Source organism: Pseudomonas oryzihabitans, from assembly GCF_007665395.1.
GTDB lineage: Bacteria > Pseudomonadota > Gammaproteobacteria > Pseudomonadales > Pseudomonadaceae > Chryseomonas > Chryseomonas psychrotolerans_C.
On record NZ_VDND01000001.1, the window covers coordinates 625,630 to 641,447 of the forward strand.

The window sequence follows — 15,818 nt, forward strand, 5'->3', positions numbered from 1 at the left end:
GGTCTACCAGGGTATCCCCCGCCCCCTCTAGGCCTGGGAGCGCAGTGCTTCCAGCCGCTCCACCATCTTCACCAGCTCCGCCAGGGAGCCGGCCTGCAGCTTGCGCATGAGGGCGGCGCGGCGCACCTTGACGGTGATCTCGCTGACGCCCAGCTGGGCGGCGATCTGCTTGTTGAGCAGGCCGGTGACCACCCGCGCGAGCACCGCGCGCTCGCCCTCGTTGAGCGTCTCGAGCCGCCCCTGCAGCTCCTGCAGCTGCGCCCGCTGTGCATGGGCGTCCTGGGCCTTGCGCAGGGCCTGGTCGATGGCATCGAGCAGGTCCTGGTCACGGAACGGCTTGGTGAGGAATTCCAGGGCGCCCTGCTTCATCGCCCGCACCGACATGGGGATGTCGCCATGGCCGGTGATGAAGATGATCGGCAGCGCCAGGCCACGCCGCTGCAACTCCTGCTGCAGATCCAGGCCGTTCATGCCCGGCATGCGCACATCGAGGACCAGACAGCCCGGGACGTCGAACCGCGCGTGGTCGAGAAAGTCGGCCGCCGACACATAGCTGCGCGTGGTGAGCCCCACGGAGGCCAGCAGGTCTTCCAGGGCAGCACGCACCGAGGCGTCGTCGTCCACCAGGTGGACCAGGGTAGGCAAGGCGCGCTCGGTCATGGTTCCTGATCCTTCGGCAGGCTGCAGTAGACCCCGGTGCCGCCCTCGGGCAACGACGTCGCCCAGATGCGGCCGCCATGGGCCTCGACGATGGAGCGACTGAGCGCCAGCCCCAGGCCCATGCCCTGTTCCTTGGTGGTGTAGAAGGCCTCGAACATCTGCTCGCGAGCCGCCGGACTCAGGCCGCGGCCGCTGTCTTCCACGCCCAGCCGGATGCAGCCCGCGGTGTCCAGGCCCACCTGGATGACCACCCGGCGCTGCTCGGGGGGCACGCCCTCGAGGGCGTCGAGGGCATTGAGCAGCAGGTTGAGGATCACCTGCTGCAACTGGCTTTCATCGGCCAACAAGGGCGGCAGGCCTTCCTGGACGCGTACCTCGACGGCGACCTGGCGCTGGACCAGTTCGGCGCGGACGAAATCGAGCACCTTCTCCACCGTATCGCCGACGTTGAGCCAGTCCTTGGCCACCTGGGCCTGGCGGACCAGGCCGCGCACCCGGGCGATCACCGCGCTGGCGCGGTGGGCGTCGTCGATGACCCGTTGCGCGGCCTGCACGGCCCGCTCCACCTGCGGCGGGTGATTGCTCAGCCAGCGCTGGCAGGCATTGCCACTGGCGGCGATGGCGGTGAGCGGCTGGTTCACCTCATGGGCGATGGAGGCTGCCAGCTCACCGAGCTGGCTGAGGCGACCGGCCTGGGTCAGCCGCGCCCGGGCGGCATCGGCGGCGCGCTTGGCGGCATCCAGGCGCAGGGCCAGGGCCGCGACCGCGACGATGGCCAGCAGGCTGATGACGCAGTTGACCAGGCCGGCGTCCCGGTCGCCGCTGCGGGTGGCGGCATAGCTGCACAGCACCAGGAGCGCACAGCCCAGCGCCGTGACGGTGACGCCGCGGGTGGACAGGAAGCCCGCGGCCAGCAGCACCACCACCACCTGGAAGACGCCGATGGCGATCTCCCGGTCGGTGAAGGTGTCCAGCAGGGCGATGCCCAGCGCCAGGGCGCAAAGGCCTCCCAGGCGCAGCCAGTGGGTGGTGGTGGCGAAGGGTCGTCGATCCATGGCCAGTCTCTCGTTCGAAGTTGCGCGCCCAAGGGGAGCGGCCAACACACGTAGCGCGCGCCCGCCTGGCGGACGCGCGGTGGTGTTGTCAGTCGTTCCTAGCCCGGATTCTCCAGGCTGAACATGTCGGCCGCCTGATCATAGGCGAAGAGCTCACCGTAGCGCCCCCACTGAATGGCGCTGCCGAGGGTGCGGGCGGCATCGGCCTCGTCCATGAAGTCCTCCAGTTCGTCGCGGAAACGCCGCGCTGGCGCCGTATGGCCCTGGCGATCGTCCAGCACCCGGCGGATATGGCCGACCAGGGGCACGAAGTTGAGCAGTTGCCGGGCGAAGAGTTGCTTGCGCACGTCCACGCCCGCCTCGACGTAGGCACGCCCGGCCGGCAGCAGGCGCAGATCGCCGCCCTCCAGCACCGCGAGGCGCAGCAGTTGCAGCACCTCGGCGAGGGGAAAGAGTTCGTCCAGCGCATAGCCCAGGCCACCGGCCAGCTCCGGCAGGTCGGCACGACCCTCGTAGGGTGCGGCCTGAACGGCCTCCAGCAGACCCGCCAGGGCATTGGTCGACACGGTCGGCAGCAGCATGCCGAGGCCGCTGCCCGGGAAGACCCCCTCGTGGGGCGTCGGCGTGGTCTCGCCGGTCATGCGCACATAGATCTCCTCCACCAGCTCGCGGAAGGCCGGGTCATGGCGATTGCGCGGCTGCGGCAGGTCGATGCGGATCTCGCTGGCGACCCGCCCGGGATTGCTGGAGAAGATCAGCACCCGGTCGCAGAGCAGCACCGCCTCGGCGATGTTGTGGGTGACCATGAGGATCGAGCGGATCGGCATGCGGCCTTCGACCCAGAGGTCGAGCAGGTCGGTGCGCAGGGTCTCGGCGGTGAGCACGTCCAGCGCCGAGAAGGGTTCGTCCATCAGCAGCACGTCCGGATGCACCACCAGGGCGCGGGCCAGGCCGACGCGCTGGCGCATGCCGCCGGATAGCTCCTTCGGGTAGGCGCTCTCGAAACCGTCCAGGCCGATCAGGTCGATGGCCGCCAGGGCGCGCCGCCGGCGCTCGTCCAGGGGGACGTGCAGCGCCTCCAGGCCGATCTCGACGTTCTGCAGCACGGTCAGCCAGGGAAACAGGGCGAAGCTCTGGAACACCATGCTGACGCGGGCGCGCTGGCCGTCGTCCTTGGGCGGGAAATCGACGGTGCCACCGCTGGGGGTGAGCAAGCCGGCGATGGATCTCAGCAGGGTCGACTTGCCCGAGCCGGAACGGCCCAGCAGGCCGACGATCTCGTTCTCGTGCAGGGTCAGGGAGACCCCGTCGAGCACCACGCGGGCCGGGCCGGCGGCGTTGCCATAGAGCTGGCGGACGTCCTGGACGTCGATCAGGGGACGCTGGTTCAAGGTGGTCAGGTTCATGGCGGTTCTCCTCTGGAGCCTGTTTAAAGGCTAGCGAGCTAGAGACAGACAAGGCGGAAATGGCTGAGGAAGCGGAGTTTACGAGCGGTAAATGAGCATTCCGAAGCCATTTCCAACGCAGTTCGGCCGACGCGCAGCAGCCTTTGAACAGGCTCTTAGTCGAGCCGCAGGCGCCGTTCGGCGTAGGCATACAGGGGCCGCCAGAGCAGCCGGTTGAATCCGAGCACGAAGATCGACATCACCACGATGCCCAGGGCGACCCTCGGGAAGTCGCCGGCGGTGGTCATCTGCGCGATGTAGGCGCCCAGGCCGTGGGCCTGCAGGCGCTCGTTGCCCCAGCTCACCACCTCGGCGACGATGCTGGCGTTCCAGGAGCCCCCTGCGGCGGTCAGGGCGCCGGTCACGTAGTAGGGAAAGATCGCCGGCAGGGCCAGTTGCCGCCACCACTGCCAGCGCTTGAGGCCGAACAGCCGGGCCGCCTCGCGCAGGTCGGTCGGCAGCACGCTGGCGCCGGCGATGACGTTGAACAGGATGTACCACTGGGTGCCCAGTACCATCAGCGGCGACAGCCAGATGTCCGGATTGAGGTGGAAGCTGACGATGCCCACCACCGCCACCGGGAACAGCACGTTGGCCGGGAAGGCGGCGAGGAACTGGGCGACCGCCTGCAGCCGTTGCGACCAGCCCGGGCGCAGGCCGATCCAGACGCCGATGGGTACCCAGATCAGGCTGGCGACGGCGATCAGCAGCAGTACCCGGGCCATGGTCAGCAGTCCCAGCCCCAGCACCGACACCGCTTCCACCCAGTACACCGTGCTCGCGATGAAGTTGAACAGCGCGTAGATGCCATAGGGCAGCACCAGCAGCAGCGTCCCGTACCAGAGCATATCCAGGCCCCGCTGCAGCCAGACGCGGCCCTGTGGCGCCAGCTGCCAGTGCGGCCAGGCACGCCGGATGCGCGGGGTGGCGAGCTGGGTGCAGAAGGTCCCGAAGCCGGTCAGCATGCGCCCCAGGCGGGCGCGGCGGACCAGGTCGTAGACCCAGGAGCGCGGCACCTGCTGGCTGGCGGTCTGCTCGACGCGGAAGCGATCGGCCCAGGCCACCACCGGGCGGAAGAACAGCTGGTCGTAGACCAGGATCACCAAGCCCATGGCCAGCACCGCCCAGCCGATGGCGGCGATGTCCTGCTTGGCGATGGCCAGCGCCAGCCAGGAGCCGATGCCGGGCAGGTTGATGGTGTTGTCACCGACGGTGATGGCTTCCGAGGCGACCACGAAGAACCAGCCGCCCGACATGGACATCATGGTGTTCCACACTAGGCCGGGAATGGCGAACGGCAGTTCCAGGCGGAAGAAACGCCGCCAGGCGGACAGACCGAATTGGCGGCTCACCTGCTGCAGGTCCTCGGGCACGGTGCGCAGCGACTGGTAGAAGCCGAAGGCCATGTTCCAGGCCTGGCTGGTGAAGATGGCGAAGATGGCCGCGCATTCGGCGCCCAGCTGGCGCCCCGGGAATAAGCCGAGGAAGAAGCTGACGGTGAAGGTCAGGAAGCCGAGGATGGGCACCGATTGCAGGATGTCGATGGCCGGCAGGATCAGCAGCTCCGCCTTGCGGCTCTTCGCCGCCAGGGTGGCGAAGACGAAGGTGAACAGCAGCGAGGCGCCCAGGGCGATGAACATGCGCAGGGTGGTGCGCAGCGCATATTCCGGCAGGCGGGCGAGGTCCAGGGTCATGGGGTCGGCGTCGAGCACGGCCAGGGGCGCGCGCATCTCGGCGACGCCGTGCCAGATCAGGGCTATCGCGATCAGCCCGAGCACCAGGCAGAGGGCATCGGCCCACAGCGATGTCGGACGTTGCCGCAGCGGGCGCGGCGCCACGGCAGGGGCATAGAGGCCAGGAAGGGTCTTCATGGCGCACCTCGTGAAGGAAAGGGCCTAGGGAAAGGGCCGGTCCTGCCGCGCAGGTTCCAGCCGCCGGGCTAATCTAGGTCCGCCGCGGCGCCCCGGCCATCGAAACGTTGGATGTCTGGCTATACCAAGGTATAGGGCGTCACCCGGGCTGCCGATGACGCCGGCCGCGCAGCGGCAACCAGCCGCTTGGCCCGCATCTCTCCCCCTGCCCCTGCGCCGTCGAAACTTCATCTCCCTGTCATCGCCGCGACATCTGCAGGGCTCAGGCTGCGCCCCAATGAGATCGATCTCAAACGAGGCCGGCATGACCGATTTGAAACAGGTGGCGCAGCAGGCTGGGGTCTCCCGAGCGACGGCGGCACGCGCCTTCGCCCAGCCCGAGCAGGTGCGCGAGAGCACCCGCCAGCGCGTGCTGGACGCCGCACGCAGTCTCAATTTCCGGCCCAATCTGCTGGGTCGCCAGCTGCGCCAGCAGAGCACCCGGCTGATCGGCGTGGTGGTGCCCAGCCTGCTCAACCCGGTGTTCGCCGAACAGTTGCACGCCATGGAGCGCACCGCCCGCAGCCAGGGCTATTCCCTGGTGATCGCCACCACCGACTACCAGCCCGAGCGCGAGGCGGCGGTGGTGGAGGAACTGCTGCGCCAGCGCGTCGCCGGCCTGGTGCTGACGGTGGCCGATGCCGACCGCAGCCAGGTGCTGGCCGAGCTGAGCCGCGAGCGCACGCCCTTCATCCTCGCCTACCACGAGCCCCAGCGCCCCTATGCGGCGGTGGCGGTGGACAACCGCCAGGGCATGGCCATGGCCACCGAGCACCTGCTCGGGCTGGGCCACAGCCGCATCGCCCTGGTCTCGGGGCCGGCCCTGCAATCGGATCGCAGCGAGCGCCGTTTCGCCGGCTATTGCCAGGCCATGGCCGCCGCCGGTCTGCCGACCCTGCCACGCCTGGAGCTGGCCAGCCACACCGACGCCGATTGGGCGGCGCTGGCGCCCCTGCTGGAGCGTCACGCCCCGACCGCCCTGCTCTGCACCAACGATCTGCTGGCCATCAGCGTCATCGCCGAACTCCAGCGCCACGGAGTGCCCGTGCCCACCGACCTGTCGGTGGTGGGCTTCGATGGCATCGCCATGGGCGCCCGCCTCGAACCCAGCCTGTGCAGCGTCATGCAGCCGCTGCAGAGCCTGGGCGCCGTGCTTGTCACCGAATTGCTGGCGCTGATCGCCGGCAGTGCCATCCACCAGCAGTGCCTGCCCTGCCTCGTCCGTCCCGGCAGCAGTGCCGGTCCCCTCAAGGAGCCTTGCCGATGAAATCCCGCTTCCCCTTGCGTCGTCTCCTGGCCGGCGTGGCCCTCGCCTGCGGCCTGGCCACTGCCCAGGCCGCCGAAACCGCCATCTGCTACAACTGCCCGCTGGAGTGGGCCGACTGGGGCGCCCAGCTCAAGGCCATCGCCGCCGACACCGGCATCGAAGTCCCCCAGGACAACAAGAATTCCGGCCAGTCGCTGGCCCAGCTGGTGGCCGAACGCGAAGCCCCGGTGGCCGACGTCGTCTACTACGGGGTGACCTTCGGTATCCAGGCCGACAAGGCCGGGGTGCTGCAGCCCTACCAGCCCAAGCACTGGGACCAGGTCCCCACCGGCCTCAAGGATCCCAAGGGTGAATGGACCGCCATCCACTCCGGCACCCTCGGCTTCATGGTCAATACCCAGGCCCTAAGCGGCAAGCCGGTCCCCCAACGCTGGGCCGATCTGCTCAAGCCCGAGTACCGCGGCCTGGTGGGCTACCTGGATCCGTCCAGCGCCTTCGTCGGCTATGTCACCGCGGTGGCGGTGAACCAGGCCTTGGGCGGCACCCTTGACGACTTCGGCCCGGCGCTGGCCTTCTTCAAGCAGTTGGCCGCCAACGATCCCATCGTGCCCAAGCAGACCGCCTATGCCCGCCTGCTCTCTGGCGAAATCCCGATCCTGGTCGACTACGACTTCAACGCCTACCGTGCGCGCTACAAGGACAACGCGCCGGTGGCCTTCGTCATCCCCCAGGAAGGCAGCCTGACGGTGCCCTACACCATGAGCCTGGTGAAGGGCGCGCCACACCGCGCCAATGGCGAGAAGGTGCTGGACTTCGTGCTGTCGGACAAGGGCCAGGCGCTCTGGGCCCAGGCCTATCTGCGCCCGGTGCGCGACGTGCCGCTGCCGGCCGAGGTCAAGGCGCGCTTCCTGCCCGCCGCCGACTATGCCCGCGCCGGCACCGTGGACTACGCCCATATGGCGGCGGTCCAGGAAGCCTTCGCCAAGCGCTACCAGGCCGAGGTGCGCTGACATGCACGGCCTCGCCGTTCCCCTCGGGCACCCGCGGGTGCCGCGCCGGCTGCCTTGGCCGGTGCTCGTCGCCCTGGCACCGGCGAGCGCCTTCCTGCTGGCCTTCTGGCTGCTGCCGCTGGCGCAGCTGCTGGTGCTCGGCGCCCGTGCGGACGCCGCCGGCAGCTCCGGCTACTGGCAGGTGCTGACCAGCGCCGGCTATCTGTCCGGACTCGCCCAGACGGTGGCGCTGGCCGCCGTCACCACCCTGGCCACCTTGCTGGTGGCCGGCATCGCCGGCTGCTTCCTGGCGCGCCATGCCTTCCCCGGGCGTAGCCTGCTGGTGGCCCTGCTGACCTTTCCGCTGGCCTTTCCCGGCGTGGTGGTGGGCTTCCTGATCATCCTGCTGGGTGGTCGTCAGGGCCTGTTCGCCGGTCTCGGCCGCGGCCTGTTCGGCGAGCCCTGGGTGTTCGCCTATTCGCTGTTCGGGCTGTTTCTCGGCTATCTCTATTTCTCCATCCCGCGGGTGATCCTCACGGTGATGGCGGCCTGCGAGACCCTCGACACCAGCCTGGAAGAGGCCGCCCGCTCGCTGGGCGCCGGCCTCTTCGCCGTGGTGCGCGACGTGCTGATCCCCGGCCTGACCCCGGCGCTGCTGTCCAGCGGCGCGCTGTGCTTCGCCACCGCCATGGGCGCCTTCGGTACCGCCTTCACCCTCGGCACGCGGCTGTCCGTGACGCCCATCGCCATCTACGACACCTTCACCAACTTCGCCAACTTCGGCGTGGCCGCGGCGCTCTCGGTGGTGCTCGGCCTCGTCACCTGGCTGGTCCTGCTGCTGGCGCGGCGCCTCGGCGGCGTCCAGGGAGACCTGCGATGAATCGACCCCTGCGCTTCTGGCTGCAACTGCTGTTCACCCTGATGGTGGCGGCCTTCCTGCTGGTACCGGTGCTGCTCTCGGTGCTGGCCGGCCTTACCCGCAACTACTTCCAGGGCCTCGCCAGCGGCCTCACCCTCGACTGGGTGATGCAGGTCTGGCAGGCCTATGCGCCCACCGTCTGGCTGTCGCTGCAACTGGCGCTGGGCACGGCCGCCCTCGCGGTGGTGCTCGGCGTCCCGGCGGCCTATGCCCTGGTGCGCCTGGACAACAGGGTCGCCCGCGCCTTCGAGGAATTGCTGGTGCTGCCGGTGGCCATGCCCGGCTTCGCCTCGGCGCTGGCGCTGCTGCTGACCTACGGCCATCTCGGCGGCTTTCGCCGCAGCCCGGCGATCATCCTGGTGGGCCACCTGCTGTTCACCCTGCCCTTCCTGATCCGCCCGGTGATGGCGGTACTCAGGCGCAGCCAGCTGCCGCTGCTGGAAGAAGCCGCCGCCAGCCTTGGCGCCGGTCCCTGGCGGCGCTTCTTCGGCGTGGTGGTACCCAATGCCCGCGCCGGCATCCTCGCCGGCAGCCTCATGGTGATCACCCTCTCGCTGGGTGAATTCAACCTCACCTGGATGCTGCACACGCCCCTGACCAAGACCCTGCCGGTGGGCCTGGCCGACAGCTACGCCTCGGCGCGGCTGGAGGTGGGCTCCGCCTACACCCTGATCTTCCTCTGTCTGATCGTGCCGCTGCTGGTCGCCCTCCAGGCCCTCAGCGCCCGCCTCTCCCGTGGAGCCCTGCGATGACCCAAGGTACCGCCGTCCGCCTGCGCCAGTGCGCCAAGACCTTTCCCGGAGGCCGCCAGGTGCTGCAGCCCCTGGACCTCGACATCCACCCCGGCGAGACCCTGGTGTTCCTCGGCCCGTCCGGCTGTGGCAAGACCACCACCCTGCGCCTGATCGCCGGGCTGGAACAGCCCGATGCCGGCGGCCAGGTGCGGTTCGACGACCGCGACGTCACCGCCCTGCCCATCGAGCGCCGCGACGTCGGCATGGTGTTCCAGAACTACGCCCTGTTTCCCAATCTGGACGTGGCCGGCAACATCGCCTATGGCCTGAAGATCCGCGGCCTGCCACGTGCCGAGCGCGACGCCCGGGTCGCCGAGCTGCTGGCCATGATGCAGCTGGAGGCCCTGGCCGAGCGCCGCATCCAGCAACTCTCCGGCGGCCAGCGCCAGCGCGTGGCCCTGGCCCGCGCCCTGGCGCCGCGGCCGCGGGTGCTGCTGTTCGACGAACCCCTGGCAGCCCTCGACGCCCAGCTGCGCGAGCAGTTGCGCGCCGACATTGGCGCCCTGTTGCGCGAACTGGGCACCACCGCCGTCTATGTCACCCACGACCAGCAGGAAGCCCTGGCCCTGGGTGATCGCATCGTGGTGATGGGCGAAGGCCGCATCGCCCAGATCGGCACCCCGACGCAGATCTACCAGCGCCCGGCCAGTCGCTTCGTCGCCGGTTTCGTTGGCCAGCTCAACCGCTTCGAGGTGCGCGGCCAGACCGGCACCGAGGTGGCGGTCGCCGGCGGGCGCCTGCCCTGGACCGGCACCGCCACCACCCTGTTCTGTCGCCCGGAACACCTGGAGCCGAGCGCGACCCCCGCGCACCTCACCGGCATCCTGGTCGGGCAATTCTTCCAGGGCGCCCACTCGCGGCTACTGGTGGAGGTGGGCACCGGCCAGCCGCTGCTGGTGGATACCGCCCGGAACCTCCCGGCCCAACCCGGCGACCTGCTGCACCTGAGCGTCAAAACCGACGCCCTCTTCACCCTGGCGTCCTGACAAGGAGATCCCATGCACGCGCCCTTCCTGCTGGCCCAACTCAGCGACCTGCACATCAAGGCCGGCGGCCGGCTGTCCTATGGGGTGGTCGATACCCTCGGCGCCCTGCGCCTGGCGGTGGATCGCCTCAATGCCTTGCAACCACGCCCCGACGCCCTGGTCATCACCGGTGACCTGGTGGACTTCGGCACCCCCGAGGAATACGCCACCCTGCGCGAGGTGCTCGCCGGGCTGACCATGCCCTTCCATGTCATCCTGGGCAACCATGACGACCGCGCCGCCCTGCGCGCCGCCTTCGTCGATCACCCCTATCTGCCGGCCCAGGGCACCCTGGACTGGCAGCAGGACTGCGGCCCGCTGCGGCTGATCGGCCTGGATACCCACATCCCCGGCGAGCACGGCGGCCGGCTCGAGGCCGCGCAACTGGCCTGGCTCGATGAACAGCTCGGCCAGGGGCCCGCGCAGCCGACCCTGGTCCTGCTGCACCATCCGCCGTTCAGCGTCGGCATCGGCCACATGGACCGCATCGGCCTGGACGGCGCCCCCGCGCTGGAAGCCGTGATCCGGCGCCATCCCCAGGTGGAGCGGATACTCTGTGGCCATCTGCACCGGCTGATCCAGCGCCGCTTCGGTGGCACCCTGGCCTGCGTCTGCCCCGGCGTCTCGCACCAGGTCGACCTGGACCTGCGCGACGCGGCGCCCTCGCGCTTCCGCCTGGAGCCGCCAGGCCTGCTGCTGCACCGCTGGGCGGACGCAGCCCTGACCACCCACTATCTGCCCCTGGGCGACTATCCAGGGCCCTACCCCTTCTTCGCCGCCGACGGCCAGTTGCTCGATTGAGCCCAGCCGGTCGCCGGGGCGAGCCAGGGCGGTGGCTGCCCCTTTTCAGGTACCAGGGGTAGCGAAAGGCCTCGCGGACGAACCAAGCTGGTGCAAAAGGTAACGTCAGCCAGGCGCGCTCAAGCCTGCGGTCCAGAGCCGCTGGGCTTTCCGCGTGCTGGCACGCGGCTTGCCTGAACGGATTGGATACAAAAATCCAGGAAGCCATTCCATGCCGCTCTCCGCCCTGTCCCACTCCGCCGCACTCAGTGCCGAAGAAGAGGCCTATCGCCATCTGCTGCAGGCCATCTGCGGCGGGCGCTATCGCAACGGCGACCGCTTGATCGCCGAGGACATCGCCACGGGCCTGGGCATGAGTCGCATGCCGGTCCGTAGCGCCTTCCAGCGCCTCGCCGCGGAAGGCCTGGTGATCCTGCGGCCGCATCGCGGCGCGGTGGTCAGCGGCCTGGACCTGGACGACATGCGCGAGGTGTTCGAGATGCGCGGCGCCCTGGAAGGGCTGGCGATCCGCCTGGCCACCCCCCATGTCGGGCCGCGCGAGATGACCCGCCTGGAACGGCTGCTGGAAGACCTGGACGAGGAACATGACCCAAGCGCCTGGGTGCGGCAGCACCGCGCCTTCCACGAATACCTGTGCAGCCTGGCCGGACGGCCGCGCTTGCTGCGCCAGATCAACGGGCTCTACACCCTCATCGAGCCGCACATGCAGCTCTGGCTGCACGCCGACCGCCCCCAGTCGGCGCGCGACGAACATGCGCCCATCCTCGCCGCGCTGCAGGCCGGCGATGCCGCCGAGGCCGAACGGGTGCTGCGTGAGCACATCGAGAGCACGGTGCCCGACCTGCTGAACTTCATCGAACGATCGGGCGACCAGACCCGAAGTGAACCCTAGCGCTGAGCCATCTGCCCTGCCCATCCCCGTCCTTCCGGAGAAGACCATGACCCGCCACCGGCTTTCCTGCAGTCTGCTCGCCCTGACCCTCGCCGCCGGCCTCGCCCAGGCCGCCCCCCAGATTCCCGACCGCCTGGCCAAGGCGCCGAAGATCACCTATTGCGGCGCCCTCGACACCCCGCCGATCGGCTTCTTCGACGCCGGCCAGAAGGCCCAGGGCCTGACCGTCGACCTCGGCGCCGAGATCGCCAAGCGCCTTGGCGACAAGAAGGTCGACTGGCGCGTGGTGCCCTTCTCCGGCCTGATCCCGGCCCTGCTCGCCGGCCAGTGCGACCTGCTGATCGACCAGCTGTTCGACAAGCCGGAACGCCGCCAGGTGATCGACATCGTCAACTACATGTACTCCAGCCAGGCGGTGGTGGTGCCGGCCGGCAATCCGGCCGGGGTCCATACCCTCGACGACCTGACGGGCAAGAAGGTGGCGGTGCTCAATGGCTCGACCATCCGCACCCTGCTGGAAGCCCACAATGAGGAGCTGAAGAAGGCCGGCAAGGCGCCCATGAAGCTGGTGGCCTACAACAGCGACACCGACGCCTTCCAGGCGCTGCGCCTGAAGCAGGCCGACGCCTATGGCACCACGGTGGAGACCGCCGCCTACTACCAGGGCGTGGCGCCCGGCCAGTTCGAGACCGGCGTCCCGGCCTTCGCCCGGATCCTCACCGGCATCGGCGTGCGCAAGGACGATACCCAGATGAGCGCCGCCCTCACCCAGATCCTCACCGACATGAAGGCCGACGGCAGCTACGCCGCCCTCATGCAGAAATGGCACCTGGAAGGCGACAAGCTCGACTAAAGGAAGGGCACGATGAACTTCAGCTGGGATGTGTTCTGGCAGTACCTGCTGCACCCGAGCGACGTCTACCTCTACGGCCTCTGGCTGACCTGCGTGATCGCCGTCGGCGCCATGCTGCTGGGCTGCGCGCTCGGCCTGCTGGCGGCGCTGGCGCGCCTGTCGCGCTACCGGGCGCTGCACTACCCGGTGCGCTTCTACGTCTGGTTGATGCGTGGCACACCGCTGCTGGTGCAGATCGTCTTCCTCTACACAGCCCTGGCGGCCGGCGGCATCTTCCGCTTCGAGGACCTCGACCTGGGCTTTCTGGTGATCCCCGGCAACATCCAGGCGGCCATTATCGCCCTGGGGCTCAACGAAGGCGCCTACATGGCCGAGATCATCCGCGCCGGCATCGGTGCGGTGGATCGCGGCCAGTACGAGGCGGCGCGCTCCCTGGGCATGACGCCGGCCAAGCTGATGCGGCGCATCGTGCTGCCCCAGGCGCTGCGGGTGATCATCCCGCCACTGGGCAACGAGTTCAACGTGATGCTCAAGAACACCACCCTGGTCAGCGTCATCGGGGTGCAGGAGCTGCTGCTCAGCACCCAGATGATCACCTCGGCGACCTTCCGCGTCTTCGAGCTGTACCTGGTGGTGGCCATCTATTTCCTGGTGCTGACCACCCTCTGGGGCTTCTTCCAGGCCTGGCTGGAGCGGCGCTTCGGCAAGGCCGACGGCCAGCGCCCGACCGCCACCGGCCGGCTGTTCAGCCTGCAGGGCCTCAAGCTGAGGGGACGCTAGCATGACCAGCACGCAAGAACCCGTGATCCAGGCGCTGGAGGTGCACAAGGCCTTCGGCGAGCTGGACATCCTCAAGGGCGTGACCCTGGAGGTCCGCCGCGGCGAGGTGGTGGTGCTGATCGGTGCCTCCGGCTCGGGCAAGACCACCTTCATCCGCTGCCTCAACCACCTGGAGGACATCCAGGGCGGCACCATCCGTGTCAACGGCGAGCTGATGGGCTTTCGCGAGCGCTCCGACGGTACGCGGGTGCGCGACTCGGAACGCAACATCGCCCGCCGCCGCCGCGACATCGGCATGGTGTTCCAGCGATTCAATCTGTTCCCGCATATGACGGTGCTGGAAAACATCATCGAGGCGCCCATCCAGGTGCTCGGCGTGGCGCGCGCCGCCGCCGTGGAGCAGGCCCGCGCCCTGCTCGCCCGGGTGCGCCTCTCCGACAAGGCCGAGCACTATCCGGCGCAGCTGTCCGGCGGCCAGCAGCAGCGCGTGGCCATCGCCCGCGCCCTGGCCATGAAGCCCCAGGCCATGCTGTTCGACGAACCCACCAGTGCGCTGGATCCGGAAACCGTTGGCGAGGTGCTGCAGGTGATGAAGGAACTGGCCGAGGACGGCATGACCATGGTGGTGGTGACGCACGAGATGGGCTTCGCCCGCGAGGTGGCCGACCGCGTGGTGGTGCTGCACCAGGGCGAGCTGATCGAGGAAGGCCCGCCCGCCCAGGTGTTCGGCAACCCTACCCATCCGCGTACCCGCGAATTCCTGAGTCGCGTGCTCTGAGCCGCTACCGGTCTTGAACATGACGAGCCTGCCATGCTGAATTTCTCCGCCCACGATTACCCCTACGCCTCGCAACGCCAGAGCGTCTTCGCCCGCAATGGCATGGTCGCCACCTCCCAGCCGCTGGCGGCCGAGGCCGGCATCGCCATGCTGCGCCAGGGCGGCAACGCCATCGATGCGGCCATCGCCACCGCCGCCGCCCTCACCGTGGTGGAACCCACCGGCAATGCCATCGGCGGCGATGCCTTCGCCCTGGTCTGGGTCAAGGACCAGTTGCACGGCCTGGACGCCAGCGGCCATGCCCCGGCCAGCCTCGACATCGCCACGGTCAAGGCCGCTGGCCACCAACGCATGCCGGTGCACGGCTGGCTGCCGGTCACGGTGCCGGGCTGCCCGGCGGCCTGGGCCGAGTTGTCACGGCGCTTCGGCAAGCTGCCCTTCGCCACCCTCTTCGAACCCGCCATCGCCCTGGCCCGCGACGGCTTCCCGGTCTCACCAGTGGTCGCCCACCAGTGGCGCATCGCCCAGGCCGAATACCAGGCCAGCCGGGATCAGGCGCCTGAACTGGGAGCCTGGTTCGACACCTTCCTCATCGACGGTCAAGCTCCCGTCGCCGGCCAGCTGTTCCGCAACCCGGCCCAGGCGCGCACCCTGGAGGAACTGGCCCGGACCCAGTGCGAAAGCTTCTATCGCGGCGCCCTCGCCGAGCGCCTGGCCGCCCACGCCGCCGCCACCGGCGGCCAGCTGACCGCCGCGGACCTGGCCGGCTACCAGCCGCGCTGGGTGGCGCCGATCAAGGTCGACTACCGGGGCTACCAGGTGTGGGAAATCCCGCCGAGCGGCCAGGGCCTGATCGCCCTCATGACGCTGAACATCCTCAAGGGCTATGACTTCGACCAGCGCGACAGCCAGCTCACCTGGCACCGCCAGCTGGAGGCCATGAAGAAGGCCTATGCCGACGGCCTGCACTACATCACCGACCCCGAGCACATGAGGGTCGCCGCCAGCGTCTTGCTGGACGATGCCTATGCCGAGCGCCGTCGCGCCGAGATCGGCGACCAGGCCCAGGCGCCGCTGCACGGCGATCCCCAGGCCAGCGGCACCGTCTACATCGCCACCGCCGATGGCGAGGGCAACATGGTGTCCTTCATCCAGAGCGCCTACCACGGCTTCGGCTCCGGCGTGGTGCTGCCCGACAGCGGCATCGGCTTGCAGAATCGCGGTTCGGAATTCAGCCTCGACCCCGAACATTCCAATGCCCTGGCACCGGGCAAGCAGACCTTCCACACCATCATCCCCGGCTTCCTGACCAAGGGCGACGTACCCATCGGCCCCTTCGGCGTCATGGGCGGCTACATGCAGCCCCAGGGGCATGTGCAGATGGTGATGAACCTGGTGGACTTCGGCCTGAATCCCCAGGCGGCGCTGGATGCGCCGCGCTGGCAATGGCTGGGGGAGATGAAGGTCGGCATCGAGCAGGCCGCCTCCCGCGCCCTGGCCAGTGGCCTGGCGCGACGCGGCCACCAGATCGAGATCGCCCACGACTCCACCGACTTCGGCCGCGGCCAGATCATCGTCCGCGATCCCGAGACCGGCGTGCTCTGCGGCGGCACCGAGCCGCGCGCGGATTCCCATATCGCGGTCTGCTAG

The 15,818-nt window shown here is 69.3% G+C and carries 15 protein-coding genes; 11 read left to right on the forward strand and 4 right to left on the reverse strand.

Annotated elements, in window-relative coordinates:
• Positions 1-27: 27 nt before the first annotated feature.
• From FSV73_RS02875 to FSV73_RS02890, 4 genes are all read right to left on the reverse strand, one after another.
• On the reverse strand, positions 28-660 hold the full coding sequence (locus FSV73_RS02875) for a response regulator transcription factor (protein ID WP_145003539.1): 633 nt from the start codon (positions 658-660) through the stop codon (positions 28-30).
• Positions 657-1,715, reverse strand: coding sequence for a sensor histidine kinase (locus tag FSV73_RS02880; RefSeq protein WP_145003542.1), 1,059 nt, complete (start codon positions 1,713-1,715; stop codon positions 657-659). Before FSV73_RS02880 ends, FSV73_RS02875 begins: the two co-directional genes overlap by 4 nt.
• Positions 1,716-1,813: 98 nt before the next feature.
• The gene (locus tag FSV73_RS02885) at positions 1,814-3,121 is read right to left on the reverse strand and encodes an ABC transporter ATP-binding protein (protein WP_145003544.1); all 1,308 of its coding nucleotides are present in this window, start codon (positions 3,119-3,121) and stop codon (positions 1,814-1,816) included.
• Between the two features lie 155 nt (positions 3,122-3,276).
• The gene (locus tag FSV73_RS02890) at positions 3,277-5,031 is read right to left on the reverse strand and encodes an ABC transporter permease (protein WP_145003547.1); all 1,755 of its coding nucleotides are present in this window, start codon (positions 5,029-5,031) and stop codon (positions 3,277-3,279) included.
• Positions 5,032-5,335: 304 nt separating this feature from the next.
• On the opposite strand from FSV73_RS02890, the gene FSV73_RS02895 reads away from it, so the two are divergent.
• The 11 genes from FSV73_RS02895 to FSV73_RS02945 all read left to right on the forward strand — a co-directional run bounded on the left by FSV73_RS02895 (position 5,336) and on the right by FSV73_RS02945 (position 15,818).
• Positions 5,336-6,337: a LacI family DNA-binding transcriptional regulator gene (locus FSV73_RS02895; RefSeq protein WP_145003549.1), complete on the forward strand. Its 1,002-nt coding sequence runs from the start codon at positions 5,336-5,338 to the stop codon at positions 6,335-6,337.
• Positions 6,334-7,347: an ABC transporter substrate-binding protein gene (locus FSV73_RS02900; RefSeq protein ID WP_145003552.1), complete on the forward strand. Its 1,014-nt coding sequence runs from the start codon at positions 6,334-6,336 to the stop codon at positions 7,345-7,347. Before FSV73_RS02895 ends, FSV73_RS02900 begins: the two co-directional genes overlap by 4 nt.
• A gap of 1 nt (position 7,348) precedes the next feature.
• Positions 7,349-8,206 (forward strand): ABC transporter permease, encoded by an 858-nt coding sequence (locus FSV73_RS02905; protein ID WP_145003555.1) that lies wholly within the window; start codon positions 7,349-7,351, stop codon positions 8,204-8,206.
• On the forward strand, positions 8,203-8,997 hold the full coding sequence (locus tag FSV73_RS02910; RefSeq protein ID WP_145003558.1) for an ABC transporter permease: 795 nt from the start codon (positions 8,203-8,205) through the stop codon (positions 8,995-8,997). The genes FSV73_RS02905 and FSV73_RS02910 overlap by 4 nt, the downstream gene beginning before the upstream one ends.
• Positions 8,994-10,025: an ABC transporter ATP-binding protein gene (locus FSV73_RS02915; protein WP_145003561.1), complete on the forward strand. Its 1,032-nt coding sequence runs from the start codon at positions 8,994-8,996 to the stop codon at positions 10,023-10,025. The genes FSV73_RS02910 and FSV73_RS02915 overlap by 4 nt, the downstream gene beginning before the upstream one ends.
• A 12-nt stretch (positions 10,026-10,037) precedes the next feature.
• Positions 10,038-10,865: a phosphodiesterase gene (locus tag FSV73_RS02920; RefSeq protein WP_145003564.1), complete on the forward strand. Its 828-nt coding sequence runs from the start codon at positions 10,038-10,040 to the stop codon at positions 10,863-10,865.
• Between the two features lie 211 nt (positions 10,866-11,076).
• Complete coding sequence (locus tag FSV73_RS02925) at positions 11,077-11,757, forward strand: GntR family transcriptional regulator (RefSeq protein WP_145003567.1); 681 nt, start codon at positions 11,077-11,079, stop codon at positions 11,755-11,757.
• Between the two features lie 46 nt (positions 11,758-11,803).
• The gene (locus tag FSV73_RS02930; protein WP_145003570.1) at positions 11,804-12,610 is read left to right on the forward strand and encodes an ABC transporter substrate-binding protein; all 807 of its coding nucleotides are present in this window, start codon (positions 11,804-11,806) and stop codon (positions 12,608-12,610) included.
• Between the two features lie 12 nt (positions 12,611-12,622).
• Positions 12,623-13,390, forward strand: coding sequence for an amino acid ABC transporter permease (locus FSV73_RS02935; RefSeq protein ID WP_145003573.1), 768 nt, complete (start codon positions 12,623-12,625; stop codon positions 13,388-13,390).
• 1 nt (position 13,391) lies between these two features.
• Positions 13,392-14,168, forward strand: coding sequence for an amino acid ABC transporter ATP-binding protein (locus FSV73_RS02940; protein ID WP_145003577.1), 777 nt, complete (start codon positions 13,392-13,394; stop codon positions 14,166-14,168).
• A gap of 33 nt (positions 14,169-14,201) precedes the next feature.
• Positions 14,202-15,818 (forward strand): gamma-glutamyltransferase family protein, encoded by a 1,617-nt coding sequence (locus FSV73_RS02945; RefSeq protein WP_145003579.1) that lies wholly within the window; start codon positions 14,202-14,204, stop codon positions 15,816-15,818.